Genomic DNA, 24,446 nt, shown 5'->3' with positions numbered 1-24,446 from the left:
TCGCGTCAACATTCCATGTATGTGAATTCACGCCAGAGGCGTGTACAACAGTCACCATGCGCATCCTTGTCACCGGCGCTGCCGGGAAAGTCGGCACCCTGCTCCGCCCTCTCCTCGCCCGTGAGGGACGGATCCTCCGCCTGTCCGACGTGCTCCCCCTGCAGGCCGGACCCGGGGAGGAGGTCGTGACCGCCGACCTGACCGACGCCGACGCCATGGCCTCGGCCATGAAAGGCGTCGACGCCGTCATCCATCTCGGCGGCCAGAGCCGCGAACACCCGTGGGCCGACATCGTCGACGCCAACATGAACGGCACGTACGTGCTGCTGGAGGCCGCCCGCCAGGAACGGGTACGGCACGTCGTCCTCATGGGCAGCCACCACGCGGCCGGCTTCCACACCCGCCCCGCCGGCGGGGCCGACCTGCCCGACTACGCCTTCCCCCGGCCCGACACCCTCTACGGCGTGAGCAAGGTCGTGATGGAGGCGCTGGGCAGCCTCTACCACGACAGGTTCGGCATCAACGTGACGGTCGTCAGGCTCGGCACCTGCAACGAGGGCTCCGGCGACACCAGAGGGCTGGCCACCTGGATCTCGCCGGGCGACTGCGCCCGGCTGCTGGAGGCGGCGATGCGCGCCACCGGGTACCACGTGGTGTGGGGAGTGTCCGACAACGCGCGACGGTGGTGGTCGCTGGAGGAGGCCAGGGCGATCGGCTACGAGCCGCGGGACGACTCCGAGGGGCACGCGGCTCCGCTCGTCGCCGCGCAGGGCGAACCCGACCTGACCGAACCCCTCCATGACCGGGCCGGCGGGCTGTTCACGCTGCGCGAGCTGGGCGGACGCTGGTGACCGCGCCCGCGCCCGGATCGGTCATCCGGCCTCCGGGGTGAAGGCGGGGTCGCTGGTCAGGGCCACCCGGTCGAGCCTGGCACCGTCCTCCCGGTAGGCGAAGGCGATCGTGTGGGTGCCGGGCGACAGGGTGTAGGCGACCGGGACCTCGGCCCAGTGCCAGGAGGTGCCGAGCGGGATCCCGTTCCACTGCGTCCACGCGCCGCCGTCCGACCTGACCCAGAAGGAGTCGTCGCCGTCGGTGGCGGCGATCACTCTGGCGTGAAGCCGGTAGGCGCCCTGCTCGGGGACGGTGAACGTGAGCGTGGCGTGTCCCGTGGCGGGGGCGCCGGCAACCGGGCGGGAGGGCGGTGCGGCTTCCACGCGCGGGAGGGCAGGCGCGGCGCTTTCCGCGGGCGGGACGGCTTCCGGAGGCAGGGCTTGCGCGGACGAGGCGGTTTCGGGGCGCGGGGCGGCGTCGGCGGGCAGGGCGGTGAGCCCGAGGGCCAGCAGGGTGACGGCGAGCAGGCCACGTAACATGATCACCTCCATCACTAATGCAACCGGTTGCATCAGTCACTGGTCCCGGCCGAGCAAGGCCAGCACCAAACGGTTGCAGCCCCTGTAGCGCCCACACGACGAGGTCCCCGGCAGGGCGTCCCGCGTCGGACCCAGGCGACTGGGCCGGCGTGATGTGGGTCGGTGTCACGTCGGCTCTGGCTCGGGTCGGATCCGGGCGGCTCGGCAGGGGTGATGTGGGTCGGTGTCAGGTCGGCCTTCTGCCGGGCCGGGTGGATCAGCGGAACAGCAGACCCAACCCCCGGTGATCGCCGACCGTCACCTTCGCGCCCGCGAAGCTCACCGGGTACGGCTCGGCCAGCAGCCCCAGCACGGCGAAGGAGGCTCGTCCAGCGTGATCCGCACGACCACGACGTGGTTGTGCGGCACGTCCGGCCCCCACGGGCGGAGGAGCTCGGCGGTGCGGGCGCTGACGCGCAGCCCGGTGATCATGCCCCGGCCAGCTCGGTGCGCCAGCTCCGCTTGGCCGTCCAGCCGAGCAGCCGCTCGGCCTTGGCCGAGGTGAAGGCGGGGGCGGCGTCGGTGAGGGTGTGCGCGGCGGCCGCCGTACCGGGGAGGATCTCGGGCAGGAGCTCGGCCAGCGGCGCGCGGGCCAGCGCGTCGGCGGCGCCCGCGAAGAACACCTCGCCGCTGGGGACGCCGGGCAGCCGGTCGAGCAGGGCGGTGACGAGATCGGCGGCGTCCCTGGCGTCGATGTAGTTGAACAGCGAGACCGCCGCGAGCTCCGGCCGGTCCAGCCGCTCGGCCATGGTGTGGCCCTGCTGGGTGGGGGCTCCCGCCCATTCCTCGGGCGCGACGACGTAGCACGGCCGGACGGCCGCGAACCTGGTGCGGGAGGCGCGCGCGAAGGTGGCCGTCACTTGCTCGGCGACCTGCTTGGACAGGCTGTAGGCGTTCCACGGCTCGGTGGGGTGCTCCTCGTCGATCGGCAGGTACCGGGGCCGCCAGGCGGGCGTGCCGTACCCGATGACGGTGGGGCTGCCGGCCACCACGACGCCGGCGACGCCGGTGGCGGCGGACGCCTCGCACACGTTGAAGGCCAGCTGGGTGTTGGTGCGGAAGGTCACCCCTTCCGTCCTGCTGAAGGGGGTGGCGATCGCGGCCAGGTGGACCACGTTGTCCGGCCGGAACCGGGTCATGACCTCGTAGGCCTGGCCGAGGTCGGTCAGGTCGGCGGGCAGGGTGGCGGCGGCCTGCGGGGGAGTGCCCGGTGCGGTGTCGACGCCGATCACCTCGTGACCCGCCTGCGCCAATGCGACGACGACGCTGCGGCCGAGCCGTCCCGCGCTGCCCGTCACCAGTGTTCGTGTCATCGGCTACCCCACTCCCGAGGCTCGACGTAGCAACCGGTTGCACCGGAGTATTCGGGTACGGCGGGGAGCCGTCAAGCGATGGTTGGAGCAGCGCTGACGGGACGCGGTGACAACGAGTAAGTCCTGGTCCGGCTGATTGACGCCGCTACAACCGATTGCACTAGAGTGCGGCCAGTGGTCGAGGGAGGCCTGCTGTGGCGGTGACGATCAGGGACGTCGCGCGGGCGTCAGGCGTGCACGTGTCGACGGTGTCGCGCACCTTCTCCGCGCCCCATCTGGTGAACGCCGAGACGCGCACCAGGGTGCTCGCCGTGGCCGACGACCTCGGCTACCGGCCGAACCGGGCGGCGAGGGCGCTCACCACCGGCAGGACCCACAACCTCGGGTTGATCGTGGCCGACATCGCCAACCCGTTCTTCTCGTCGCTGATCAAGGCGGCCCAGGCGCAGGCCAGGCTGCGCGACTACCACGTGTTCGTGGCCGACACCGACGAGGACCCGCAGGTGGAGGAGGAACTGATCCAGGCCTTCGCCAAGCAGGTCGACGGCGTGCTGCTGTGCGGCCCGCGCCTGGCGAACAGCACGATCGAGCGGCTGGGCGAGCAGGTGCCGCTCGTGGTCGTCAACCGCAGGGTGAAGGGCATGCCGACGGTGCTGATGGACGTCGGCAGGGGCGCCCGGCAGGCGATCGAGCACCTGGTCGCGCTGGGGCACCGCAGGATCGCGCTGGTGACCGGTCCCAGCGGGTCGTGGACGAGCAAGGAGATGCAGGCGGCCGCCACGGCAGGTGAGGCGGACGTGGTCTTCCTCGGCCCCAACCCGCCCACCGAGCTCGGCGGCAGGTCGGCCGTGACCGACGTGATCGCCTCCGGCGCCACGGGCGTGCTCGCCTACAACGACCTGGTGGCCATCGGGCTGATGGAGGGTCTGGCCGAACGCGACACGCAGGTGCCGCGCGACATCAGCGTCATCGGGGTGGACGACATCCTGCCCGGCAGGTTCGGCAGCCCCAGGCTGACCACGATCGCGATGCCGACGGCGGCGGCGGGACGCATGGCCGTCGACATGCTGCTGAACCCCGTCGACGCCGCGGGCGCCCCGGCGGTGACGACGCTGGAGACCAGCCTGGTCGTCCGCGAGTCGACAGCCGAGGCGCGCAGGTGAGCGTCGGGTCGTGCCGGGGTGTCCTGGAGCGCGTTGGGTCGTGCCGGGTCGTGTCCCGGTCAGCGTTGAGTCGTGCCGGGGTCGTGTCCTGGTGAGCGTCGGGTCGTGCCGGGTCGCGCAGCGAGGTGCGGGTCGTCAGCGCAGGTGAGCGTCGGGTCGGGTCGGGGAGATGCCCGGGTGGGCGTCGGGTCGGCGGAGGAGGCACGCGGATGAGCATCGAGCGTCACGAACTGTCCTGCGAGGGGATGCGCGCGGCCGTCCTGACCTACGGCGCGGCCCTGCAGTCGCTGGAGGTGGACGGCGTGAACGTGGTCCTCGGCCTGGAGGACCCTGAGGAGTACCGCACCCGCAGCCGCTACTTCGGCGCCGTCGTCGGCCGGTACGGCAACCGCATCGCCCGTGGCCGCTTCACGCTCGACGGCACCACCCACCAGCTACCGGTCAACAACGGGCCCAACAGCCTGCACGGCGGCGTCGACGGGTTCGACAAGCGGATCTGGCGCGTGACCGCCGCCTCCGCCTCGGCCGTCACCCTCGAACTGGTCAGCCCCGACGGCGACCAAGGCTACCCGGGGACGCTGACCGCCTCGATCACCTACACCCTGGACGGGCGCGCCCTGCGGCTCGACTACCGGGCCCGCACCGACGCGCCCACCGTGGTCAACCTGACCAACCACAGCTACTTCAACCTCGCGGGTGGCGGCGACGTGCTGGGTCACGTGCTGCGGATGGCGGCCCCGCACTACCTCCCGGTGGACGAGCAGAAGATCCCCACGGGCGAGACGGCCCCCGTGAAGGGCACGGACTTCGACTTCACCGGGCCCCGGCGCATCGGCGGCTGGGAGGACCACTGCTTCGTCCTCGACGGCGGGATCAGGGTGGTCGAGCCGGTCAGCGGGCGGGTGATGGAGGTCTCCACCACCGAGCCGGGCGTGCAGTTCTACGCGGGCGGGATGCTCGACGGGGTGGCCACGCCGTACGGCAGGCACGCCGGGTTCTGCCTGGAGACGCAGCACTTCCCCGACTCGCCCAACCAGCCGCACTTCCCCTCGACGGTGCTGCGGCCGGGCGAGACCTACACCTCGACGACGATCTACCGCTTCCCCTTCCCCGCCTGACCGCGGCAAGCCGCCTGACCGCGGCGAGCCGCCTGACCGCGACAAGCCGCCTGAGGGGGCCGGCCCGCCGCCCACCGCGCACCAAACCCGAAAGAGCTCGCAATCTCGACGTCGGGGATATCGGCGAGCCTCCACCCCATCGACACTGTCTCCGACGTACCTTTGGCATCATGGCCACCCGTACGCCGAAAGGCGCATCGAAGGGGCCGGCGAAGCGACCGACCTCGTCACGCTCGACTCCGGCCAAGCGGACGACATCCCCGTCAGCCACGCGCTCGAAGAAGACGTCGGCGCCCGCCCGCAGACCCCCCGCCACCCACCAGGACCCGATCAGCTGGGTCTTCACCATGATCGGCAAGTTGATCGTCGGCCTGTGGATGCTGGTGGCCAACGGCATCGGCAGCGCCGCCAGAGCCCTGGGCAACCAGGCGCGCGAGCTCGATCCCGCCCACCGGCGTGACGGGGTCGGCCTGGCGGTGCTGGCGGGCGCGATCGTGCTGGCCGCCATGACGTGGCGCCAGTCGCGCGGCACGGTCTCCGAGGTGGTCAGCGCCGTCATGCACGGCGTCTTCGGCTCGCTGGCGTGGGCGATCCCGCTGCTGCTCGGTCTGCTGGCCTGGCGCTTCCTGCGCCATCCCGACCAGAACGCCGACACCGGGCGCATGGTGATCGGCTGGAGCGCGCTGCTCACCGGCGTGCTCGGGGTCGTCCACGTGGTCAACGACGTGCCGTACCCGGCGGGCGACGCCACCGACGGCATGGACAAGATCTCGGCGGCCGGCGGCATGGTGGGGTTCATCGTCTCGGCGCCGCCGGCGAGCATCCTGCCCGCGTGGGTGACGATCCCGCTGCTGCTGCTCCTGTCGGGCTTCGGCGTGCTGGTGATCACCGCCACGCCGGTGCACCGGATCCCCGAACGGCTGGCCGAGCTGCGCCACATGCTCTTCGACAAGGGCGGCGCCGCGCCCAGGCCGAGCGAGCCGGTGAAGAAGCGGGTCAGGACCAAGAAGCCGGAGCCGCCCGACGGGGCCAAGCCGTACGACAGCCCGGTCCTGTCGGAGAAGGAGCGGCACTCTCCGGAGATCGTCCCCGGGCTGGTCGAGGACGAGCCGCAGGAGGCGCCCGAGCCGCCGCGGCCGGTCGCCGCGCCGCCCGAGCCGACGCCGGCGCCGCGCAAGGTGGAGCAGCTGGTGCTGTCGCCGCAGGCGGGCCCGTACGTGCTGCCCGACCTGCAGGCGCTCAGCCCCGGCACCCTGCCCAAGCCGCAGACCAAGGCGAACACCACCGTCGTCAACGCGCTGACCAGCGTGCTGGAGCAGTTCGGCATCGACGCGCAGGTGATCGGCTTCACCCGCGGACCGACGGTCACACGCTACGAGATCGAGCTCGGCCCGGCCGTGAAGGTGGAGAAGGTCACCGCGCTCACCAAGAACATCGCCTACGCGGTGAAGTCGGCGGACGTGCGGATCCTGTCCCCGATCCCCGGCAAGTCGGCGATCGGGGTGGAGATCCCCAACGCCGACAAGGACCTGGTCGCGCTCGGCGACGTGCTGCGCTCGCAAGTCGCCCAGGCCGACCACCACCCGATGATCGTGGGGCTCGGCAAGGACGTCGAGGGCCGCACCATCGTGGCGAACCTGGCCAAGATGCCGCACCTGCTCATCGCGGGCGCCACCGGCGCGGGCAAGTCCGTCTGCGTCAACGGCCTCATCACCTCGATCCTCATGCGCGCCACCCCTGACGAGGTGCGCATGGTGCTCGTCGACCCCAAGCGCGTGGAGCTGTCGGTCTACGAGGGCATCCCCCACCTGATCACGCCGATCATCACCAATCCGAAGAAGGCCGCCGAGGCCCTCGAATGGGTGGTGGGCGAGATGGACCGCCGCTACGACGACCTGGCCGCCAGCGGCTTCCGGCACGTCGACGAGTTCAACAAGGCCGTCAAGGCGGGCAAGCTGGTGCCGCCGCCCGGCAGCGAGCGCGTCTACCAGCCCTACCCCTACCTGCTGGTGATCGTCGACGAGCTGGCCGACCTCATGATGGTCGCCCCGCGCGACGTCGAGGACTCCATCGTCCGCATCACGCAGCTGGCGCGCGCGGCGGGCATCCACCTGGTCATCGCCACCCAGCGGCCGAGCGTGGACGTCGTCACCGGCCTCATCAAGGCCAACGTGCCGTCCCGGCTGGCCTTCGCGGTCTCCTCGCTCACCGACTCCCGCGTCATCCTCGACCAGCCGGGCGCCGACAAGCTGGTCGGCCAGGGTGACGCGCTCTTCCTGCCGATGGGCGCGAGCAAGCCGATCCGCATCCAGAACGCGTTCGTCTCCGAGAAGGAGATCGCCGGGATCGTCTCCCACTGCAAGCAGCAGATGCAGGCCGAGTACCGCGACGACGTGGCCGCCGTGGCGGTCAAGAAGGAGATCGACGAGGACATCGGCGACGACCTCGACGTGCTGATCCAGGCCGCCGAGCTGATCGTCACCACCCAGTTCGGCTCGACGTCGATGCTCCAGCGCAAGCTCAGGGTCGGGTTCGCGAAGGCGGGCCGTCTCATGGACCTGCTGGAGTCGCGCGGCGTCGTCGGCCCGAGCGAGGGTTCCAAGGCGCGCGAGGTGCTGCTGAAGCCCGACGATCTGCCCGGTCTGCTGGCCGACTTGCGGGGAGAGTGACCCCTGCGCACCGTTGCCGACGATAACTGATTGAATAGGAGTAACTACGCAACGTCGGGGGCGGGGAGGCGTCGTTGTGAACGATCAGAGCATGGGGGCTGTACTGGCCCAGGCGAGGCAGGCGGCGGGGCTGACGGTGGGCCAGCTGAGCGCGACCACCCGGATTCGTGAGGCGCTCCTGTACGCCATCGAGCGGGACGACTTCTCCATGTGCGGCGGCGACTTCTACGCCAGAGGCCACGTCAGGGCGATCGCCAAGGCGGTCGGTGTCGACCCCGAGGCGATGGTCCAGCGCTACGACGCCCAGCACGCCGGGGTGTCGCAGCCGCTGCGCGCCGCCGCCGTCTTCCAGAACTTCAAGGGGCTCAAGCTGCGCGAGCGCAGGGGCCCCAACTGGACGATGGCCCTGGGCGTCGCGCTGACCATCGTCGTGATCTTCGGCGTCGTCAGGGCGATGGGCGGGTCGGGCGACGTGCCGACGGCCGACATCCAGCCGGTCTCCTCGCGGCCGAGCGTGCCGCCGAACGTGCCCAACGCGGGTCCGGCCCGCCGTGCGGCGGCGCTGTCCACCCAGAAGAAGTCCGACATGGTGACCGTCAAGGTGCGGGCCAAGCGGTCGTCGTACCTCAACGTGCGCGACGCTGACGGGCGCAAGCTCTTCGCGGGCACCTTGCCGGCGGGCAAGACGTCCACGTGGACGGCCAAGAAGACGGTGCGGATGACCATCCACGACGCGGGTGCGGTGTCGCTGCAGGTCAACGGCAAGGAGCTGGGGTCGCCGGGCGCGCGGGGCGAGCTGGTCAGGCGCACCTACAGCGTCTCGGCGCCGCGTCCGCGCTGACGAGTGCGGGGGAGGTGCGACGGGTAGTGGCCAAGTGCCGATACCGTAGTGTCCACCATGTCATCCCGCCGAACCGTATCGCTGATCACTCTGGGCTGCGCGCGCAACGAGGTCGACTCCGAGGAGCTCGCCGCGCGACTTGATGCTGCCGGCTGGCAGCTGGGCGACGACGACGATGCCGACGTCGTCGTCGTCAACACCTGCGGCTTCATCGACTCGGCGAAGAAAGACTCCATCGACACGCTGCTGGCGGCCGCGGACTCCGGGGCCAAGGTCGTGGCCGCGGGCTGCATGGCCGAGCGCTACGGCAACGAGCTGGCCGAGGCGCTGCCCGAGGCCAGCGCGGTGATCTCCTTCGACGACTACGCCGAGATCGGTGCCCGCCTCGACGACGTGCTGGAGGGCAGGCCGCTCAAGCCGCACACGCCGCGCGACCGCCGCACGCTGCTGCCGATCTCGCCGGTGGAGCGCTCGGCCGCCAAGGCGAGCATCCCCGGGCACGGCGACCTGCCGGCGGGCCTGGCGCCCGCCAGCGGGCCCCGCGTGCTGCGCAAGCGTCTGGACGAGAGTCCCGTCGCCTCGCTGAAGCTCGCCTCTGGCTGCGACCGCCGCTGCTCCTTCTGCGCCATCCCCGCCTTCCGCGGCGCCTACGTCTCGCGCGCGCCCGAGGAGCTGCTGGCCGAGGCCGACTGGCTGGCCCACCGCGGGGTCCGCGAGCTGGTCCTGGTGAGCGAGAACTCCACCTCCTACGGCAAGGACCTGGGCGACCTGCGCGCGCTGGAGAAGCTGCTGCCGCAGCTGGCCGCGGTCGAGGGCGTCGAGCGGGTGCGGGTCAGCTACCTGCAGCCGGCCGAGCTGCGCCCCGGGTTGCTCGACGTGATCGCGGCGACCGAGGGCATCGCCCCCTACTTCGACCTGTCCTTCCAGCACGCCAGCGGCACCGTCCTGCGCAGGATGCGCCGTTTCGGTGACCCTGAGCGCTTCCTGGGCCTGCTGGAGCAGATCAGGGCCAAGGCGCCCGAGGCGGGCGTCCGCTCCAACTTCATCGTGGGCTTCCCCGGCGAGACCGAGGAGGAGTTCGGCGAGCTGGTCGGCTTCCTCGAGGAGGCCAGGCTCGACGTCATCGGCGTGTTCGGCTACTCCGACGAGGACGGCACCGAGGCGGCGACCTTCGACTCGAAGGTCGAGCAGGAGATCGTCGACGAGCGGGTGCGGATCCTCACCGAGCTGGCCGAGGAGCTGACCTCGCAGCGGGCCGAGGAGCGCATCGGCACCGAGGTCGACGTGCTCATCGAGGAGGACCTGGGCGACGGCGGCTACGAAGGCAGGGCGGCACACCAGGGCCCGGAGGTCGACGGTTCCGTCACGGTGCAGGGCATCGGCCTGGTCCCAGGGCAGATCGTCAGGGCGGTCGTGGTCGATGCCGAGGGGGTCGATCTGATCGCGCGAATCAAGGCCGGTCCATGACCCGAGACGAGCGCCGGGTGGTGAGCCCGTGGAACATCGCCAACGTCCTCACGGTGCTCAGGTTGGCGCTCGTCCCCTTGTTCGTCGTCTTCCTCTTCGTGCCGGGCACCGGCTGGAGATACGCGGCCCTGGGGGTGTTCGGGCTGGCCTCGATCACCGACCACCTCGACGGGGAGCTGGCCAGGCGCTACCACCTGGTCACCGACTTCGGGAAGATCGCCGACCCGATCGCCGACAAGGCGCTCACCGGGGCGGCCCTGGTGAGCCTGTCGATACTCGACGAGCTGCCCTGGTGGGTCACGATCGCGATCCTCGGCCGCGAGTTCGGCATCACGATCCTGCGGTTCGTCGTGATCAGGCACGGTGTCATCCCGGCCAGCTACGGCGGCAAGGTCAAGACCGTGCTGCAGATCACGGCGATCGTGCTCTACCTGCTGCCCAACGTGCCCGACGTGATCCGCTGGGTGGCCATGGGCGCCGCGCTGGTGGTGACTCTCGTCACGGGCGCCGACTACGTGATCCGCGCCATCAGGCTGAGACAGGTGGCCAAGCGGGCCAGAGCGGAGTGAGCTGATGCGGACGGACGTGCCGGGCGCCGCGGGCGTGATCGAGCTGCTGATCCGGCAGGGGGCGACGCTGGCCGTGGCCGAGTCGCTCACCGGGGGGCTGCTGGGGGCGACCTTCACCGCGACCGGCGGCGCCTCCGCGGCCTTCAGGGGCGGCGTCATCTCCTACGCCACCGATCTGAAGCGGGAGCTGCTGGCCGTACCGGGGGAGCTGCTCGCGCGGGAGGGCGCGGTCCATCCGGAGGTCGCCGCGGCCATGGCCCGCGGGGTGGCCCGGCTCTGCGGCGCCACGTACGGCCTGGCGGTCACCGGGGTGGCGGGCCCCGACCCGCAGGACGGCAAGGCCGTCGGCACTGTTCACGTGGCGCTGAGCGGCCCTGAGGGCAGGATCTGGCATCGCGATCTCATGGGCGGGCGCTCTCGCGACCGGATCAGGGACCGGACAGTCGACGAGGCCGTTGATCTCCTCGCAGGTGTGCTGAAGGCCAACGTGGGGGAACATTCCGGGTGATTACCGTGTTACGTCCCCAGCGAACATGCGAACCACGGTCTGACGCGGTGTCGGTGGATACGGGTACGGTGGAGCTGTGAGTGAGGTCCGTGAGCCATCTGCAAGCCCCGCGAGCCAGGCTGGCGGGCCCAACGATCCGCGCAGGCGTCCGATGATGACGGCGAGGAGTATGTACGAAGCGAAGCGAAAGAACGGGCGGCACGATCCGATCGCGCATGGCACGGTGAAGACCACCGCGCCGGGGAGGGAGCGACAGATGATTCTGCTGCGTCAGCTACTTGGAGATGTTCTGAGGCGGCTGAGGGTGCGGCAGGGACGCACCCTGCGTGAGGTGTCGACGCTGGCGCGCGTGTCTCTGGGCTACCTGTCCGAGGTCGAGCGTGGTCAGAAAGAGGCATCCTCCGAGCTGTTGGCCTCGATCTGCGGTGCCCTCGGCGTGCCGCTCTCGCAGGTGTTGCGTGAGGTTTCCGACCAGTTCGCGCTGGCGGAGCTCCAGGCTGCCCCTGTGCTCGCCGATGTGCCGGAGCGGGAGCGTCTACCGCTGTCCGAGACCGTGCCCGGGTCGATCGGCGACTCGGTGTTCCCCGAAGTCAAGGACATGGTGGCCGCCTGACAGCAGGGCTCAGCCCGGTTGGCAGCGGTCGCACCACAGGATCAGGCGTTCCTGTGGCTGTGCCCCCATCTCCCCGCGCCTGATGCGAGATCCGCATCGGCGGCAGGGTCTTCCAGCCCTGCCATAGACCCACGTCTCGAAGCCGCGACGGCGATCACCTGTGGTGACGGTGGCCGCGTGATCCTTGTTCGCCGCCAGCAACCGCTGGGCGAGCGAGACCAGGCCGTCGAGATCGGCGATGGAGCCGACGGGACGCCAGGGTGACACGCCCTTGAGAAACAGTGTCTCGGCGCGGTAGATCGTGCCAATTCCCGCGAGATTGCGCTGGTCGAGCAGCGCCTCCCCGATCGTCGTGTCCGGGTTCCCGCGCAGCCTGGCGACCGCTTCCCGTTGATCCCAGTCCGTGCCGAGCAGGTCGGGGCCGAGGTGGCCGATCACAGTGTGCTCGTGCTCGGTCCTGAGCAGGTCCACCGTCCCCAGTCTGAGGCCGACCGCCTGCCATGTGGCGTTGGCCAGGACGAGCCGTACCGTGTCGCCGCGCGGCAGCCCGCGTCCCGCCGGCATGACGACCCAGCTGCCCTCCATGCGCAGGTGCGTGTGCACGGTCAGGCCGCCCTCGACCCTGGTGAGCAGGTGCTTGCCGTACGACACGGTCCCGGTGACGGCGCGCCCGGTCAGGTCGGCGGTGGCGTGGCGCGGCACCCTGAAGTCCGACCTGGTCAGCACGCGGCCGTCGAGCGCCTGGCGCAGGCGCGCGGCGGTCCGGTAGACGGCGTCACCCTCGGGCACGGGCGCCCACCCACTCGTCCGGCAGGGCGGTCAGGCTGCCCGCGCTGGTCCTGACCACGTTCACCTTCGCCACCGGCGACCTCCTCATGACGGTCCACGGCCCTGGCGCGCGCCGCGCTCGCCCTGCTGTGGTGGCGGGAGGTCAGTCCCAGGCGGCGGGGTCGGCGGCGAGCGACCGGACGCTCTCCGGCAACGCGCCGGTGGCGACGTGATCGAGCGTGACCTCCTCGAGGATGGCCCGTTCGGTGGCGCGCAGGGCGATCCACACCTGCTGCAGCGACTCGGCGGGGCCGCGGTAGCCGACGTGCTCGGGGCGCTCGCCCCGCACGTTGGCCAGCGGGCCGTCGACCGCGCGGATCACGTCGGCCAGGGAGATCTCCGCCGCGGGCCTGGCCAGCACGTAGCCGCCCTCGGGGCCTCGCTGGCCGCGGACGAGCCCCGCGCGGCGCATCTGGAGCAGGATGTTCTCCAGGTACTTGGGTGGCATGTCCTGCTCTTTGGCGAGTTCGCCCACGGTGGTCGGACCCGCTCCAGCTGCGGCGAGTTCGGCGGCGGCACGAAGGGCGTAGTCGACACGAGCGGAAAGGCGCATGTTGTCGATTATCCCTCCTGGTCAACACTGGTTAGACGCGCGGGGACCCGCATGGGCCGATGATCCGCGTACGGCAGGCGCGGTACCTCGGCGGATGCGCCCGACCAGCCCCGGCAGGCGCGCGCCGTACGCGGCCCTGGGGGAGAGCGTGAGCCTTCCTCACGTCATGCGCGCCACCGGGCAACGGGGCTAAGCTTTGGGGCGTGGAGCGACGTCCTGGTGTGCCCAGGTTGCTGAGGGAGATCAACGACCGGGCCGCATTGGAGTTGCTGCTCGCCACCGGGCCCATGACCCGCGGCCAGATCGGCGACCACACCGGCCTGTCGAAGGTGACCGCCTCCCAGACGCTCGCGCGCCTGGAGGAGCGCGGCCTGGTCGAGGTGGTCGGCGAGCAGGCGGGCGGGCGCGGCCCCAACGCCGCCCTCTACTCCGTCGTCTCCTCAAGCGCCTACGTCGCCGGGCTCGACGTCGGTCCCGAGTTCGTCTCCACCGCGATCGCCGACATCCACGGGCGCACGATCGCCGAGGTCACCGTCGCCCCCAACGGCCACGACGACCCGGTCTCCGTCGTCCACAGCGCGGTCGTCAAGGCCTGCCGCAGCGCCAAGGTCGGCCTGGCCAAGCTGCGCGGCGTGGTGATCGGCACGCCGGGCGTGGTCGATCCGCGCAGCGGCGACGTGCGCTTCTCCTTCGACCTGCCGGGCTGGCACGAGGGCATCCACGAGGCGCTGGCGGGCGACCTCAAGCGCGAGGTCACGATCGAGAACGACGTCAACCTCGCCGCCCTGGCCGAGCGCGCCGCCGGAGCGGCCAAGGGGGTCGACGACTTCGTGCTGCTGTGGGCGGGGCGCGGCCTCGGCCTCGCGGTGATGCTCGGCGGCAGGCTCCACCGGGGGCGCTCGGGCAGCGCGGGCGAGATCGGCTACCTGCCGGTGCCCGGCGTGCCGCTCGCCGAGGACATCAGGGCGGAGCCCGGGCGGCTGCCGTCCCTGGCCGGCGGCCTGCAGTCGCTGGTCAGCGCGGTCGCGGTGCAGGAGCTGGCGCAGAGTTACGGCTTCGCCGGCATCGCCGAGGCGGTCGCGGCGGGAGAGCGCGGCGAGCCGCTGCTCGACGAGATCGCCCACCGGATCGCGCTCGGCGTCGCGTCGGTGTGCGTGGTGCTCGACCCCGGGCTGGTCGTGCTCGGCGGCGAGGTCGGCAAGGCGGGCGGCTCGGCGCTCACCGCGCGGGTGGAGGAGGCCGTGGCCAGGATCTGCCCGATCAGGCCGGAGGTCGTCACCACCGCGGTGGCCGACAACCCCGTCCTGCGCGGCGCGGTCCTCGCTGCCCTCGACCAGGCCCGCGAGGAGCTCTTCGCGTCCTGATCAGGCGGTCAGCAGCTCGACGGCCGCCTGCGCGTTCGCCCGCGCCGCGCCGTACGTCGCGATGTAGGCGGCGCTGTCGGGGCGCCAGATCGGCAGGCCCATCTCGATCACGGTGGCGTCGGGACGGGCGCTCACCAGGGCGGTGACCAGGTCCCTGCTGTCGGTGTAGCGGTGCGCGTCCTTGACCACCACGACGAGCGAGCGGCCGGCGGCCCTGCGCAGCAGCGTGTCGAGGTCGGCGTCGGCGGGCTTGACCCTGACGGTCTCCGCGGTGGGCAGCTTCAGGCCCCACGGGACGTCGCCGACCGCGATGGTGGGCGGGGTGTCGATCTCGATCACCAGCGGGTCGCGCAGCGGGTTGGTGGCGCCGGTGACGGTGACCGCCCGCCGCGCCGCGTCCAGGCCGATGCCGCCCTCCTCGACGGCGGCGCCGGTGGCGGAGCCGAACCAGGCCCGCAGCTCGGCCACGCGCCCGGCCGCCTCCTCCAGGCGCGACAGCGGCAGCCGTCCCTCGTCCACCGCGTCGACGATCGCGGCGATGACCTGCCGGACGTCGTCGTAGGTCGGCACGGGGCCGAGGCACAGCAGGTCGGAGCCGGCGGCCAGCGTGCGCAACGCGCCTCCGGCCAGGCCCACGGTGTCGGTGATCGCGTGCATGTCCAGGGCGTCGGTGATCACGACGCCCTCGTAGCCGAGCTCGCCCCTGAGCAGCTCGGTCAGCGCGGCGGCCGACAGCGTCGCGGGCTCGTCGCCGGTGATCACCGGTACGGCGACGTGCGCGGTCATGACCGACCTGGCGCCCGCCTTGATCGCGGCCTGGAACGGCACGAGCTCCCGCTCGCGCAGCACGTCCAGCGAGACGTCGACCACGGGGACGGCCAGGTGGGAGTCGACGCGGGTGGCGCCGTGGCCGGGGAAGTGCTTGACGCAGGCGGCCACGTTCACCGACTGCAGGCCCTGGACGGCGGCGACGGTGTGCCTGGCGACCAGCGCGGTGTCGTTGCCGAACGAGCGGGTGCCGATCACCGGGTTGTCGTCGGCGGTGTTGACGTCGGCGTCCGGCGCCATGTCGAGGTTCACGCCGCAGGCGGCCAGCTCCGCGCCGATCGCCCGGTAGACGCGGTGGGTCAGCTCGACGTCGTCCACGGCGCCGAGAGCGGCGTTGCCCGGGTAGGGGCTGCCGACGTGGTAGGCCAGGCGGGTGACGTCGCCGCCCTCCTCGTCCAGCGAGATGACCGGCTCGCCGGCGGCCTTCAGCGTCGCGGTGAGCTCGCTCAGCCGCGCGGGGTCGGCGACGTTGAAACCGAAGAGCGTGACGCCGCCGAGGCCGTCCTCGAGCTCGCGCAGGATCCAGTCCGGGGCGGTGGTGCCCTGGAAGGCGACGAGCAGCGTGCCGGCCGCAAGGCGGCGCAGCCCCCGATCTCTCCGGCTCATCTGACAAACTCCCCTTTTCGGCGGTCGAGCCCTCCGCGCCCGTGCGGTGGCCGGGCGGTGCGGGGGCGTGGGCGTGGTGGTTCTGACGGGCAGGGAGCCGGTACGGCCCGCACGTCCGCTGTCGGGCGCGCGAGCCGTACCCCCTGCCGGTGGGCAGGGTGAGGTACGGCGGCCGCGTGGGTGTGCGGCGCCGTACGAGCACCTGGGTTTCGGTCAGCCCTTCACGGCGCCGGCCACCAGGCCGGAGACCATGCGGCGCTGCACCAGAAGGAAGAAGATGACGACAGGGATCGTCATCAGCGTCGAACCGGCCATGATCGCGCCCCAGTCGACGCCCTTCTGCCCGAAGAAGAACTGGAGGGCGACGGGCATGGTGTAGCCCTCCGAGCCGGACATCAGGTAGAGCGCGAAGACCAGGTCGTTCCACGCGGTGATGAACGAGAAGATGCTCGTCGCCACCAGGCCGGGCGCCACCAGCGGGAACAGGACCTTCCAGAAGGTCGTGAACCGGCTGGCGCCGTCGATCCAGGCCGCCTCCTCGAGGGTCTTGGGCACGGCGGCGACGAAGGTCCGCAGCATCCAGATGCCGAAGGGCAGGGTGAGCGCCACCTGCGTGACGATCAGGCCGAGCAGCTGGTCGCCCAGGCCGACGCGCTTGACCATCATGTACAGCGGGATCAGCAGGCCCTCGGAGGGCAGCATCTGCACGATCAGCAGCACGATGAGGAAGGGCGCGCGCCCCTTGAACCTGAACCTGGCGATGGCCGTGGCCGACAGCAGCGCGAACGTCGAGCCGATCAGCACGGTGCCGAGCGCGACGATCGCGCTGTTGCGCATGTAGAGCCAGATCGAGTTGTTCGCCACGCCCTCGGTGAGCACCCGCGCGAAGTGGTCGAAGGTGAAGTGCGTGGGGAAGAGGATGAAGTCGGTGGTGAAGATCTGGTCGTTGGCCTTGAAGCCGGTGGAGACCATCCAGTACACGGGGAAGGTCGCGTAGAGGAAGACCAGGACCCCTGCTCCGTTGAGGAGGATCTTGCCGAGCCTCTTGCGGGCCAGCGGAGTCATGACATCTCCTCCTGCTTCACGATCTGACGGACGTACACCACCGTGATGATCAGCAGGATGATCGTCAGGATCACGGAGATGGCCGCGCCGCTGCCGAGCTTCTGCGGCGGCTTGAACGCCTCGGCCACTGCGTACATCGACAGGTTGAACGCCTCACGGTTGGTCGGGCCGTTCATCAGCACGTAGAGCTGGCTGAAGACCTTGAAGTCCCAGATGATCGACAGGATCGTCAGGACGGCGAAGACCGGCCTGAGCAGCGGCAGGGTGATCTTCCCGAAGGTCCGCCACGCGCCCGAGCCGTCCACCTTGGCCGCCTCGTAGAGCTCGGCGGGGATGCCCTTGAGGCCGGCGAGCACCGAGACCGCGATGAACGGGAAACCCGCCCACACCAGACAGAAGATCAGGACCACGTAGAGGGTGAACGCGTCGTTCAGCCAGGGCTCGCCGGTCCAGTCGGCCCTGCCGAACAGCAGGGAGGACAGCCCGTCGGGCAGCAGGTTGAGCACCCAGTTGATGGCGCCCGCGTCGGCGTCGAACAGCCAGCGCCAGATGACGCCCTGCGCGACGGGCGGCACGGCCCACGCGAACATGCAGCCGATGACGACGAACAGCGACATCTTCTTGCCGAGCTTGTGCAGGAGCACCCCGACGGCGGTGCCCACGACGAGGGTGAGGGTCACCGTCACGGCCGCGAAGATGATGGTGTTGCGCAGCGCGGACCAGAAGATCTCGTTGTCCAGGACTCTCTGGAAGTTGTCCCAGCCGACCCATTCGGCCGGCCTGGTACCCCTGATCTGGGCCAGGCCCACCTTCTGGAAGGCCATGACGGTCAGCTGGACCATGGGGTAGAGCAGGAGTCCAGCGATCACCAGCAGGCCGGGCACGAGCAGGACGTACGGGACCGCCCAGGTGGGGAGCCCGCCGGCCCGGTTGGGGCGGTCGGGGCTCTTGCGGCGCCGACCCGGGGCGGGGGACTGGCCCCCGTCCCGGGCGATCGTAGACGTGTTCGCCATTACTACTGGTTCAGGATCTCTTCGAGTTCCTTGTTGGCGTCGGCCAGGGCCGCCGCCGCGTCCTTCTTGCCCTCGATGACCGACCTGGCCGCGTTCTGGAGCACGGCCTTGGTCTCGTTGGCCTCGGTCCAGTTGGGGTCGGCGGGGAAGGCCTTGGCCTTGGCGAAGGCGCGGGCGAACGGGCCCTGGGCCGGGTCCTCGTTCAGCTTGGCCAGCGAGTCGGGGTAGATCGGCAGCAGGCCCTGCTCCATGGCGTACCGGTCGGCCCAGGTCTTGCTGGTGGCCAGCTTGATGTACTCCTTGCCCAGGTCGGCCTGCTGGGTGCTGCCCCACAGCGCGATGTCGTTGCCGCCGAAGAAGGAGGGGGCCTCACCGCCGGACTTGGCGGGCAGCGGGAAGAAGGCGAGCTTGTCGCCCTTCAGCTTGCCCTTGCTGTCCTCCTGGATGCCGGGCAGGTCCCAACCGGCGGTCAGGTACATGCCGACCTTGTCGTTGGCGAAGCGCTTGCGGATGTCCACCGTGTTCTGGGTGAGGCGGGACTTGCCGGACAGGCCGTCCTGCACCAGGCCCGTGTAGGTCGCGAAGCCCTTGGCGAAGGCCGGGTCGGTCAGCTTGCCGACCCACTTGTCGCCCTCCTTGACCGCGTACTCGGCGCCCTCGGACCAGGCCAGCGCGCCCAGCAGGTGGTTGGCGTCGGAGCCGCCGTTGAAGGCGAAGCCGTCGATGTCCGCGCCCTTCTCCTTCTGGATCTTCTTGGCCGCGGCGACGAGCTCGTCCCAGCTCTTGGGGACCTCGATCTTGAGCTCCTTGAACCAGTCGGCGCGGTAGAGGACGGCGCGGGCGCCGGCACCCCACGGCACGCCGTAGATCTCGTTGTCGATGGTCTCCAGGCCGAACAGGTTCTTCGGGATGGCCGCCTGGTCGCCGACCTGCGCGACGTCGGTGACCGGGGTCAGCGCGTCCTGGCTCTGCCACAGCGGGACCTGGTCGTTGCCGATCTCGGTGACGTCGGGGCCGCCCGAGCCGGTGGCGGCGGCGGCGAACTTGTCGTTCACCTGCGGCCACGGGATCCACTCGAGCTTCACGTCGGCGCCGGTCTGCTTCTTGAACTCGGCGTTCAGCTCTTCCATGTACTTGGCGGCGGCGGGGTTGCTGTCGCCCAGGCGCCAGACGCTGAGCGTCTTGCCCGCGTACTTGGGCCCGGCCTCGGAGGCGGCGGCGGAGGCGGAGCCGGAGGCGGCGGGCGCGGCGGACTGGGTGGGCTGGCCGGAGCCACAGGCTGCCAGGCCCAGCGCAAGCGCGGCGGTGGTCGCCGTGGCGGCCGTGATCTTCGCGATCTTCACTAGGGTTCTCCCTTCCCGGCTAACGCGTCGGGGGTTGCGCTCATGTCATGCCGTAGAGATCACCGAAGCCTTGATCGCCGGCCTCGGTTGACTGCTGCTAAACTAACAAGAAACTTTCTTAAAAAAAACATGCGTTAGCGGATCGTGACGAGAGGAGGGGCCGTCCATGGCACGGAACCCGGGAACCCCGCAGTTGTTGCGCAGGTTGAACGACCGCACGGCGCTGGAACTCCTTCTGTCGGAAGGCCCGCTCACCCGGGCTGAGCTGGGAGAACGCACGGGGCTTTCCAAGGTAACCGCGGGCCAGCTGTTGTCCCGCCTCGAGGAGAGAGGCCTGGTCGAGGTCGCGGGCCAGCGCGCCGGCGGCAGGGGGCCGCACGCCGCCCTCTATGCCGTGGTTCCCTCCAGCGCCTACGTCGCGGGGCTCGAAGTGCTGCCCGACAGCATCGCGGTGGGTGTGGCCGACATCACAGGCAAAGTCGTGGTCGAGGTCACCGTCGACCCGTGCGACGGCCGCGACCCGGTCAGGGCCGTCCACGGCGCCGTCCAGCGGGCCTGCGACTCCGCCCTGATCAGCCTGTCCCAGCTGCGCTCCTTCGTCATCGGCACCAGAGGCGTCGTCGACCCGCGCACCGGCGACGTGCGTTTCTCCTACGACCTGCCGTCCTGGCACGTCGGCGTGCTGGCCAGCCTGCGCGAACGGCTCGGCGCCTCCGTCACCATCGAGAACGACGTCAACCTGGTCGCCCTCGCCGAGCACCGCCACGGCGCCGCGGCCGGGCACGACGACTTCGCCGTGATCTGGGCGGGCGTCGGGCAGGGGCTCGGCGTCATGCTCGGCGGGCGGCTGCACCGGGGCATCACCGGGGGCGCGGGCGAGATCGGCTGGCTGCCGGTGCCGGGCGAGCCGCTGCCGGTCGACGTCTCCCACCCGCAGTCCGGCTCCTTCCAGCGCCTGGTCGGCAAGGAGGCGCTGGAGGGCCTCGCCCAGACGTACGGCATCGCGGGCGCCGGCGTCGCCGACCAGGTCCGCGCGGCGACCGCGCAGGGCCACGACGCCTACCTGCAGGAGGTCGCGGGACGGCTGGCGGTCGGCGTCGCCGCCGTCGCCGTCGTCCTCGACCCGGGCCTCATCGTGCTGAGCGGCGACCTCGGCAGGGCGGGCGGACCGGCGCTGGCCGAGCGGGTGGAGCAGGCCGTGGCCAAGGTCTGCCCGAGCCAGCCGCGCGTCGCCGCGACCGCGGTGGCCGGCAACCCGGTGCTGCGCGGCGCGCTGGTCGCCGCCCTCGAGCAGGCCCGCGAGCAGGTCTTCTCCGACACTGTGTGAGAATTCTCGACTATGCGCGACATCGTGTTGATCTCCGATCCCCGGGTGGCGGCCATTCCCGTGCAGGAGTGCGGCGAGCCGCTCGAGGACGTGCGGGGGAGGTTGCGGGTCGACTCACGCCTGGCGGACGCGGAGGGCGCCTACGCGCACCTGCGCGCGGGCCTGCTGGCCAGGCTGGAGAAGGCGCCGCTGCCTTCGGGGTACGAGTTGCTGGTCGTCGAGGGATACCGGCCGATCGAGACACAGCGGAGGTACTTCGAGGAGTACCGGGACCAACTGCTCACCGACTTCCCTGACATGTCGCCCGACGAGGCGCATGTGGCGGCGAGCCGGTACGTCTCGCCGGTGTCCGTCGCCCCTCACACGGCCGGGGCGGCGGTGGATCTGACGTTGTGCTCACCCGACGGGGAGGAGTACGACATGGGCACGGCCGTCAACGACAACCCCGAGCAGAGCGACGGGGCGTGCTACACGGGGGCGCCGAACATCTCCGCCGAGGCGCGCGGGAACAGGGAGATCCTGGTGGCGGCGCTGGAGGAGATCGGCCTGGTGAACTATCCGACCGAGTGGTGGCACTGGTCGTACGGGGACCGGTACTGGGCGATGGCGACGGGCGCCCCGCACGCGCTGTACGGGCCGACGAACCTGTCCTGAGCCCCGGGCTCCCCGGCGGGAGCCCGGACGGACGCGGGGCCGGGTCAGCGAGGTCAGCGGACGGGACGCCAGCGCAACGGGTCACCGGGCCCCGCGGTGACCAGCAGCCCCGCGTGGGCGGTCAGCACCCGTCCGGGGACGGCCACGGCGTGCTCCGCCCACGCCGCCCCGGGAATCCGCGTCCGCAGCACCCCCGAGGCGTCCAGGGCGAACAGCCTGCCGTTCATCCCGGCCAGCGACACCGCCCCCGCCGACGACCCGTCGTCCTCCCAGGTGGCCGAGCCGAACGGCAGCCGCCACAGCGCCCCCGAGCCGGTCGCCACGTAGAAGGCGACTGCCGCCCGCGCTGCCGACGGGTGCCACGAGGGCCTCCTTCTGCTCCGCGCCCGGCCGCTTTCCGGGCCGCCATGTCGCTCCATTTCGGTATGTTGCGTATTTGTGGTGGATTGATACTCCTGCGACAGAAGGGAATGGCTCGTGCGCGACGCCGGCCTCCAGGCGCTCCGTGAGGCGGCGCGTCTGTCACCCGACAACCTCCCGCTGCGCCAGCACCTGGCCGCCCAGCTGCTCGACAAGGGGTACCTCGCCGAGGCCGAAGCCGAATTCCGTGCCGCGCTCGTGCTCGCGCCCGGCAACCCGGACATCATCGCCGGACTGGCGGAGGCGTTCGTCAGGCAGAGCAACCACGGTCCCGCGCTGGCGGCGCTCGACCAGCTGCTCGCCGTACCCGGCTATCCGCCCCGGCTGGGGGTGCTGGCCGCGCGGGCGCTGCTCGGCGAGGGCGATGTGCCCGCGGCGGCCAGGCGCTACCACGAGGCGGTCTCCCGCGACCCGTCCGTCGGCGACCCCGAACTCGCCGCCAAGCTCGCGGTCCCCGCCGCGCCGGCCCCGTCGTACCCGGCGCCGCAGCCGCAGCCGTACCCGCCGTACCAGGGGCACCCGTCGTACCCGGCGCCCGGCCAGGGCTACCAGCACCAGCAACCGGCCTACCAGCAGGCCCCCACCTACCAGCAGAGCCCGGCCTACCAGGAACAACCCCCTGCCTACCCGCAGGGCCAGGGCTACCAGCAGGCGCCGGAGACCAGTGCCGAGGTGGAGCGCTCCGCCACGTCCTTCGCGGACGTGGCCGGCATGGAGTCGGTCAAGGAGGCGCTGCGGATCAAGCTGCTGCTGCCGATCCAGCAGCCCGAGCTGTTCGCCGCGTACGGCAAGCGCGCCGGCGGCGGTGTCCTGCTGTACGGCCCGCCGGGAGCCGGCAAGACCCACCTGGCCAGGGCCGCCGCCGGAGAGCTCGGCGCCTCGTTCGTCAACGTGGGCCTGGCCGACATCCTCGACATGTACGTGGGGTCGAGCGAGCGCAACCTGCGCGCCACCTTCGACCTGGCCCGCCGTAACCGGCCGTGCGTGCTGTTCTTCGACGAGGTGGACGCGCTGGCGGCCCGCCGCTCCGACATGCGGCAGGCGCACGCGCGGCAGCTGGTCAACCAGTTCCTGGCGGAGCTGGACGGCGTGGACCAGCACGCCAACGAGGGTGTCCTGGTGCTGGCGGCGACGAACGCCCCCTGGTACGTGGACGTGGCCTTCCGCCGTCCGGGCCGGCTCGACCAGCCGGTGTTCGTGCCGCCGCCCGACGCGGCGGCACGGGCGGCCATCCTGCGCATCCTGTGCCGCGACAAGCCGCTGGCCGAGATGGACTTCGACGCGGTGGCGCGGGCGACCGAGCATTGCGTCGGCGCGGACCTGAAGGGTGTCGTCGACCGGGCGGTCGAGGCCAAGCTCCAGCAGTCGATCAGCGCGGGCCGCCCGCTGCCGCTGTCGACGCCGGACCTGCTGGCCGCCGCGGGGAGCGTGCGGCCGACGGCGGTCCGCGAGTGGATGGCGACCGCGCGCAACTACGTGATGCACGCCAACGACTCGGGCGCATGGGACGAGCTGATGCCGTGGGTCAAGGGGAAGTGGTGACGGTCACCGGTTCGCTCGACCGGGCACGGACGCTGCTGGAGCTGCGCCGGCCCGCCGACGCCGAACGGGAGCTGCGCGGCGTGCTCGCGCGGGAGCCGCACGACACGACCGCGCACGCCTTCCTGGCGCTCGCGCTCATCCAGCAGGGCGGCGTGGCCGAGGCGGTGGCGGAGGCGCACGAGGCGGTACGGCTGGCGCCGGACCACTGGTTCCCCCATTACGTGGCCGGCCAGGTGCACCAGCGCGCCGGCCGTCCCGACGAGGCGTTCGCGGCGGTCAACGCGTCGCTGGCGCTGGAGCCGCAGCACGCGCCGACCTGGGAGCTGCTGGCCAGGACGCATCTGCTGCGGGGCGAGTGGCAGGGGACGGCGGAGGCGGCGAGCCGGGGGATGGCGATCGACCCCGACGACGCCGACCTGGCCAGCCTGCTGGCCGTCGCGCTCACCATGCTCGGGCAGGCCGAGCCGGCCAGGGCGGCGGCGGCGCGTGCCGTACAGCTGGATCCGGAGAGCGCCACCGCGCACCTCGCCTACGGCAGGATGGCGCTGGCCTTCAAGGATCCGGGGACGGCCGCCACCGCCTTCCGCGAGGTGCTGCGGCTCGACCCGGGCTTCGGCCAGGCGCGAGAGCTGCTGGTGCAGGCGTTGAAGGAGCGCAATCCGCTCTACCGGCTGCTCGCCGGGCTGCGAGGTAACTTCCGGGGCGGGCGGCTGGCGTTCCTGCTGCCCGCCGTGCCGCCGCTGATCGTGGTGTTCATCCTCATCGCGGTGCTGCACTGGGCGGCGTGGGTGGCCGAGTCGTGGACGACGCTGCGCCTGGCCCGCGCCAAGGCCACCAGCCTGCTGTTCGAGGGGGTCGAGGCACGGGTGGCGGTGGCCTGCTGCGGCCTGGTCGCGGCTGGTGCGGCGCTGCTCGCACTGGGGGTGGTGGCCGGCCTCGGCGCGGTGGGCACCGCGGGGGTGGCGGTCATGGCCCTGGCCACTCCCGTGCAGGAGGCCGTGCACACCGGCTCCGCCGCCGGCAGGGGGCTGCTGTACGGCTGGACGGCGCTGCTCGTCCTGGCCGTCGTCGCGGCGGTGGTGTTCGCCTCGGCGACGACGGCGTTGCTGGCCGTGTACGCGGCGCTGGCCACGATCTGGCTCGCGGCGGGCGTGCGGCGCGCGCTGCCCCACGACGCCTGAGCCCGCTCCCGCGCCTGACCCCGCCGGAAGTGCGGCGCGCGCTGCCCTGCGA

At 71.6% G+C, this 24,446-nt stretch carries 24 protein-coding genes; 14 read left to right on the top strand and 10 right to left on the bottom strand.

Annotation, left to right across the window (positions count from 1 at the left end; translation table 11 throughout):
* Nucleotides 1-56 precede the first annotated feature (56 nt).
* Entirely contained in the window at nucleotides 57-851 is a 795-nt protein-coding gene (locus tag ACWDLG_RS07095) for an NAD-dependent epimerase/dehydratase family protein (protein ID WP_449916879.1), read from the top strand.
* Between the two features lie 21 nt (nucleotides 852-872).
* Here the strand turns inward: ACWDLG_RS07095 and ACWDLG_RS07090 are convergent, their stop codons facing one another.
* The 3 genes from ACWDLG_RS07090 to ACWDLG_RS07080 form a co-directional block, all read right to left on the bottom strand.
* The gene (locus ACWDLG_RS07090; protein ID WP_449916877.1) at nucleotides 873-1,370 is read right to left on the bottom strand and encodes a hypothetical protein; all 498 of its coding nucleotides are present in this window, start codon (nucleotides 1,368-1,370) and stop codon (nucleotides 873-875) included.
* A gap of 318 nt (nucleotides 1,371-1,688) precedes the next feature.
* Nucleotides 1,689-1,841 carry a hypothetical protein gene (locus tag ACWDLG_RS07085; RefSeq protein WP_449916876.1) on the bottom strand — a complete coding sequence of 51 codons (153 nt, stop codon included), beginning with the start codon at nucleotides 1,839-1,841 and terminating at the stop codon, nucleotides 1,689-1,691.
* Nucleotides 1,838-2,722, bottom strand: coding sequence for an NAD-dependent epimerase/dehydratase family protein (locus ACWDLG_RS07080; RefSeq protein WP_449916874.1), 885 nt, complete (start codon nucleotides 2,720-2,722; stop codon nucleotides 1,838-1,840). Before ACWDLG_RS07080 ends, ACWDLG_RS07085 begins: the two co-directional genes overlap by 4 nt.
* Nucleotides 2,723-2,916: 194 nt before the next feature.
* On the opposite strand from ACWDLG_RS07080, the gene ACWDLG_RS07075 reads away from it, so the two are divergent.
* From ACWDLG_RS07075 to ACWDLG_RS07040, 8 genes are all read left to right on the top strand, one after another.
* Nucleotides 2,917-3,885 (top strand): LacI family DNA-binding transcriptional regulator, encoded by a 969-nt coding sequence (locus ACWDLG_RS07075; protein WP_449916872.1) that lies wholly within the window; start codon nucleotides 2,917-2,919, stop codon nucleotides 3,883-3,885.
* 209 nt (nucleotides 3,886-4,094) lie between these two features.
* Nucleotides 4,095-5,003, top strand: coding sequence for an aldose epimerase family protein (locus ACWDLG_RS07070; protein ID WP_449916869.1), 909 nt, complete (start codon nucleotides 4,095-4,097; stop codon nucleotides 5,001-5,003).
* Nucleotides 5,004-5,350: 347 nt separating this feature from the next.
* Nucleotides 5,351-7,672: a DNA translocase FtsK 4TM domain-containing protein gene (locus tag ACWDLG_RS07065; RefSeq protein ID WP_449916867.1), complete on the top strand. Its 2,322-nt coding sequence runs from the start codon at nucleotides 5,351-5,353 to the stop codon at nucleotides 7,670-7,672.
* A 91-nt stretch (nucleotides 7,673-7,763) separates the two neighbouring features.
* A complete protein-coding gene (locus ACWDLG_RS07060) occupies nucleotides 7,764-8,513 on the top strand; it encodes a helix-turn-helix domain-containing protein (protein ID WP_449916864.1) in 750 nt (249 codons plus the stop codon).
* Between the two features lie 57 nt (nucleotides 8,514-8,570).
* Complete coding sequence (rimO, locus tag ACWDLG_RS07055; protein ID WP_354906677.1) at nucleotides 8,571-9,980, top strand: 30S ribosomal protein S12 methylthiotransferase RimO; 1,410 nt, start codon at nucleotides 8,571-8,573, stop codon at nucleotides 9,978-9,980.
* Nucleotides 9,977-10,549 (top strand): CDP-diacylglycerol--glycerol-3-phosphate 3-phosphatidyltransferase, encoded by a 573-nt coding sequence (gene pgsA, locus ACWDLG_RS07050; RefSeq protein ID WP_354906676.1) that lies wholly within the window; start codon nucleotides 9,977-9,979, stop codon nucleotides 10,547-10,549. The genes rimO and pgsA overlap by 4 nt, the downstream gene beginning before the upstream one ends.
* Before the next feature lie 4 nt (nucleotides 10,550-10,553).
* A complete protein-coding gene (locus ACWDLG_RS07045; RefSeq protein WP_449916861.1) occupies nucleotides 10,554-11,057 on the top strand; it encodes a CinA family protein in 504 nt (167 codons plus the stop codon).
* Nucleotides 11,058-11,313: 256 nt separating this feature from the next.
* Nucleotides 11,314-11,670 carry a helix-turn-helix domain-containing protein gene (locus ACWDLG_RS07040; protein ID WP_354906842.1) on the top strand — a complete coding sequence of 119 codons (357 nt, stop codon included), beginning with the start codon at nucleotides 11,314-11,316 and terminating at the stop codon, nucleotides 11,668-11,670.
* Nucleotides 11,671-11,679: 9 nt separating this feature from the next.
* Here the strand turns inward: ACWDLG_RS07040 and ACWDLG_RS07035 are convergent, their stop codons facing one another.
* Both ACWDLG_RS07035 and ACWDLG_RS07030 read right to left on the bottom strand, forming a co-directional pair.
* Entirely contained in the window at nucleotides 11,680-12,459 is a 780-nt protein-coding gene (locus tag ACWDLG_RS07035) for a DNA-formamidopyrimidine glycosylase family protein (protein ID WP_449916858.1), read from the bottom strand.
* A 142-nt stretch (nucleotides 12,460-12,601) separates the two neighbouring features.
* A complete protein-coding gene (locus tag ACWDLG_RS07030; RefSeq protein WP_354906673.1) occupies nucleotides 12,602-13,051 on the bottom strand; it encodes an RrF2 family transcriptional regulator in 450 nt (149 codons plus the stop codon).
* A gap of 203 nt (nucleotides 13,052-13,254) precedes the next feature.
* Here ACWDLG_RS07030 and ACWDLG_RS07025 point away from each other — a divergent pair, with 203 nt between their 5' ends.
* Nucleotides 13,255-14,415, top strand: coding sequence for an ROK family transcriptional regulator (locus tag ACWDLG_RS07025; protein ID WP_449916854.1), 1,161 nt, complete (start codon nucleotides 13,255-13,257; stop codon nucleotides 14,413-14,415).
* Here the strand turns inward: ACWDLG_RS07025 and ACWDLG_RS07020 are convergent, their stop codons facing one another.
* The 4 genes from ACWDLG_RS07020 to ACWDLG_RS07005 form a co-directional block, all read right to left on the bottom strand.
* Nucleotides 14,416-15,849, bottom strand: a complete 1,434-nt coding sequence (locus ACWDLG_RS07020) for a glycoside hydrolase family 3 protein (RefSeq protein ID WP_449916851.1) — start codon at nucleotides 15,847-15,849, stop codon at nucleotides 14,416-14,418.
* Between the two features lie 213 nt (nucleotides 15,850-16,062).
* Nucleotides 16,063-16,914, bottom strand: coding sequence for a carbohydrate ABC transporter permease (locus ACWDLG_RS07015; protein WP_354906670.1), 852 nt, complete (start codon nucleotides 16,912-16,914; stop codon nucleotides 16,063-16,065).
* Nucleotides 16,911-17,927, bottom strand: coding sequence for a carbohydrate ABC transporter permease (locus tag ACWDLG_RS07010; RefSeq protein ID WP_449916848.1), 1,017 nt, complete (start codon nucleotides 17,925-17,927; stop codon nucleotides 16,911-16,913). Before ACWDLG_RS07010 ends, ACWDLG_RS07015 begins: the two co-directional genes overlap by 4 nt.
* 2 nt (nucleotides 17,928-17,929) lie before the next feature.
* On the bottom strand, nucleotides 17,930-19,270 hold the full coding sequence (locus ACWDLG_RS07005; protein ID WP_354906668.1) for an extracellular solute-binding protein: 1,341 nt from the start codon (nucleotides 19,268-19,270) through the stop codon (nucleotides 17,930-17,932).
* A gap of 166 nt (nucleotides 19,271-19,436) precedes the next feature.
* Between ACWDLG_RS07005 and ACWDLG_RS07000 the strand changes: the two genes are divergently transcribed.
* Complete coding sequence (locus ACWDLG_RS07000; protein ID WP_354906667.1) at nucleotides 19,437-20,597, top strand: ROK family transcriptional regulator; 1,161 nt, start codon at nucleotides 19,437-19,439, stop codon at nucleotides 20,595-20,597.
* Nucleotides 20,598-20,609: 12 nt separating this feature from the next.
* A complete protein-coding gene (locus tag ACWDLG_RS06995; protein WP_354906666.1) occupies nucleotides 20,610-21,251 on the top strand; it encodes a M15 family metallopeptidase in 642 nt (213 codons plus the stop codon).
* A gap of 53 nt (nucleotides 21,252-21,304) precedes the next feature.
* Here the strand turns inward: ACWDLG_RS06995 and ACWDLG_RS06990 are convergent, their stop codons facing one another.
* Complete coding sequence (locus ACWDLG_RS06990; RefSeq protein ID WP_449916843.1) at nucleotides 21,305-21,670, bottom strand: hypothetical protein; 366 nt, start codon at nucleotides 21,668-21,670, stop codon at nucleotides 21,305-21,307.
* 58 nt (nucleotides 21,671-21,728) lie between these two features.
* Here ACWDLG_RS06990 and ACWDLG_RS06985 point away from each other — a divergent pair, with 58 nt between their 5' ends.
* Together ACWDLG_RS06985 and ACWDLG_RS06980 are read left to right on the top strand one after the other, a co-directional pair.
* Nucleotides 21,729-23,213: an ATP-binding protein gene (locus ACWDLG_RS06985; RefSeq protein ID WP_449916840.1), complete on the top strand. Its 1,485-nt coding sequence runs from the start codon at nucleotides 21,729-21,731 to the stop codon at nucleotides 23,211-23,213.
* On the top strand, nucleotides 23,210-24,394 hold the full coding sequence (locus ACWDLG_RS06980) for a tetratricopeptide repeat protein (protein WP_449916837.1): 1,185 nt from the start codon (nucleotides 23,210-23,212) through the stop codon (nucleotides 24,392-24,394). The genes ACWDLG_RS06985 and ACWDLG_RS06980 overlap by 4 nt, the downstream gene beginning before the upstream one ends.
* Nucleotides 24,395-24,446 lie beyond the last annotated feature (52 nt).

The organism is Nonomuraea sp. NPDC003727 (genome assembly GCF_053586935.1).
The sequence above is the reverse complement of the archived record's forward strand: the minus strand, read 5'-3'. Positions and strand labels throughout refer to the sequence as shown.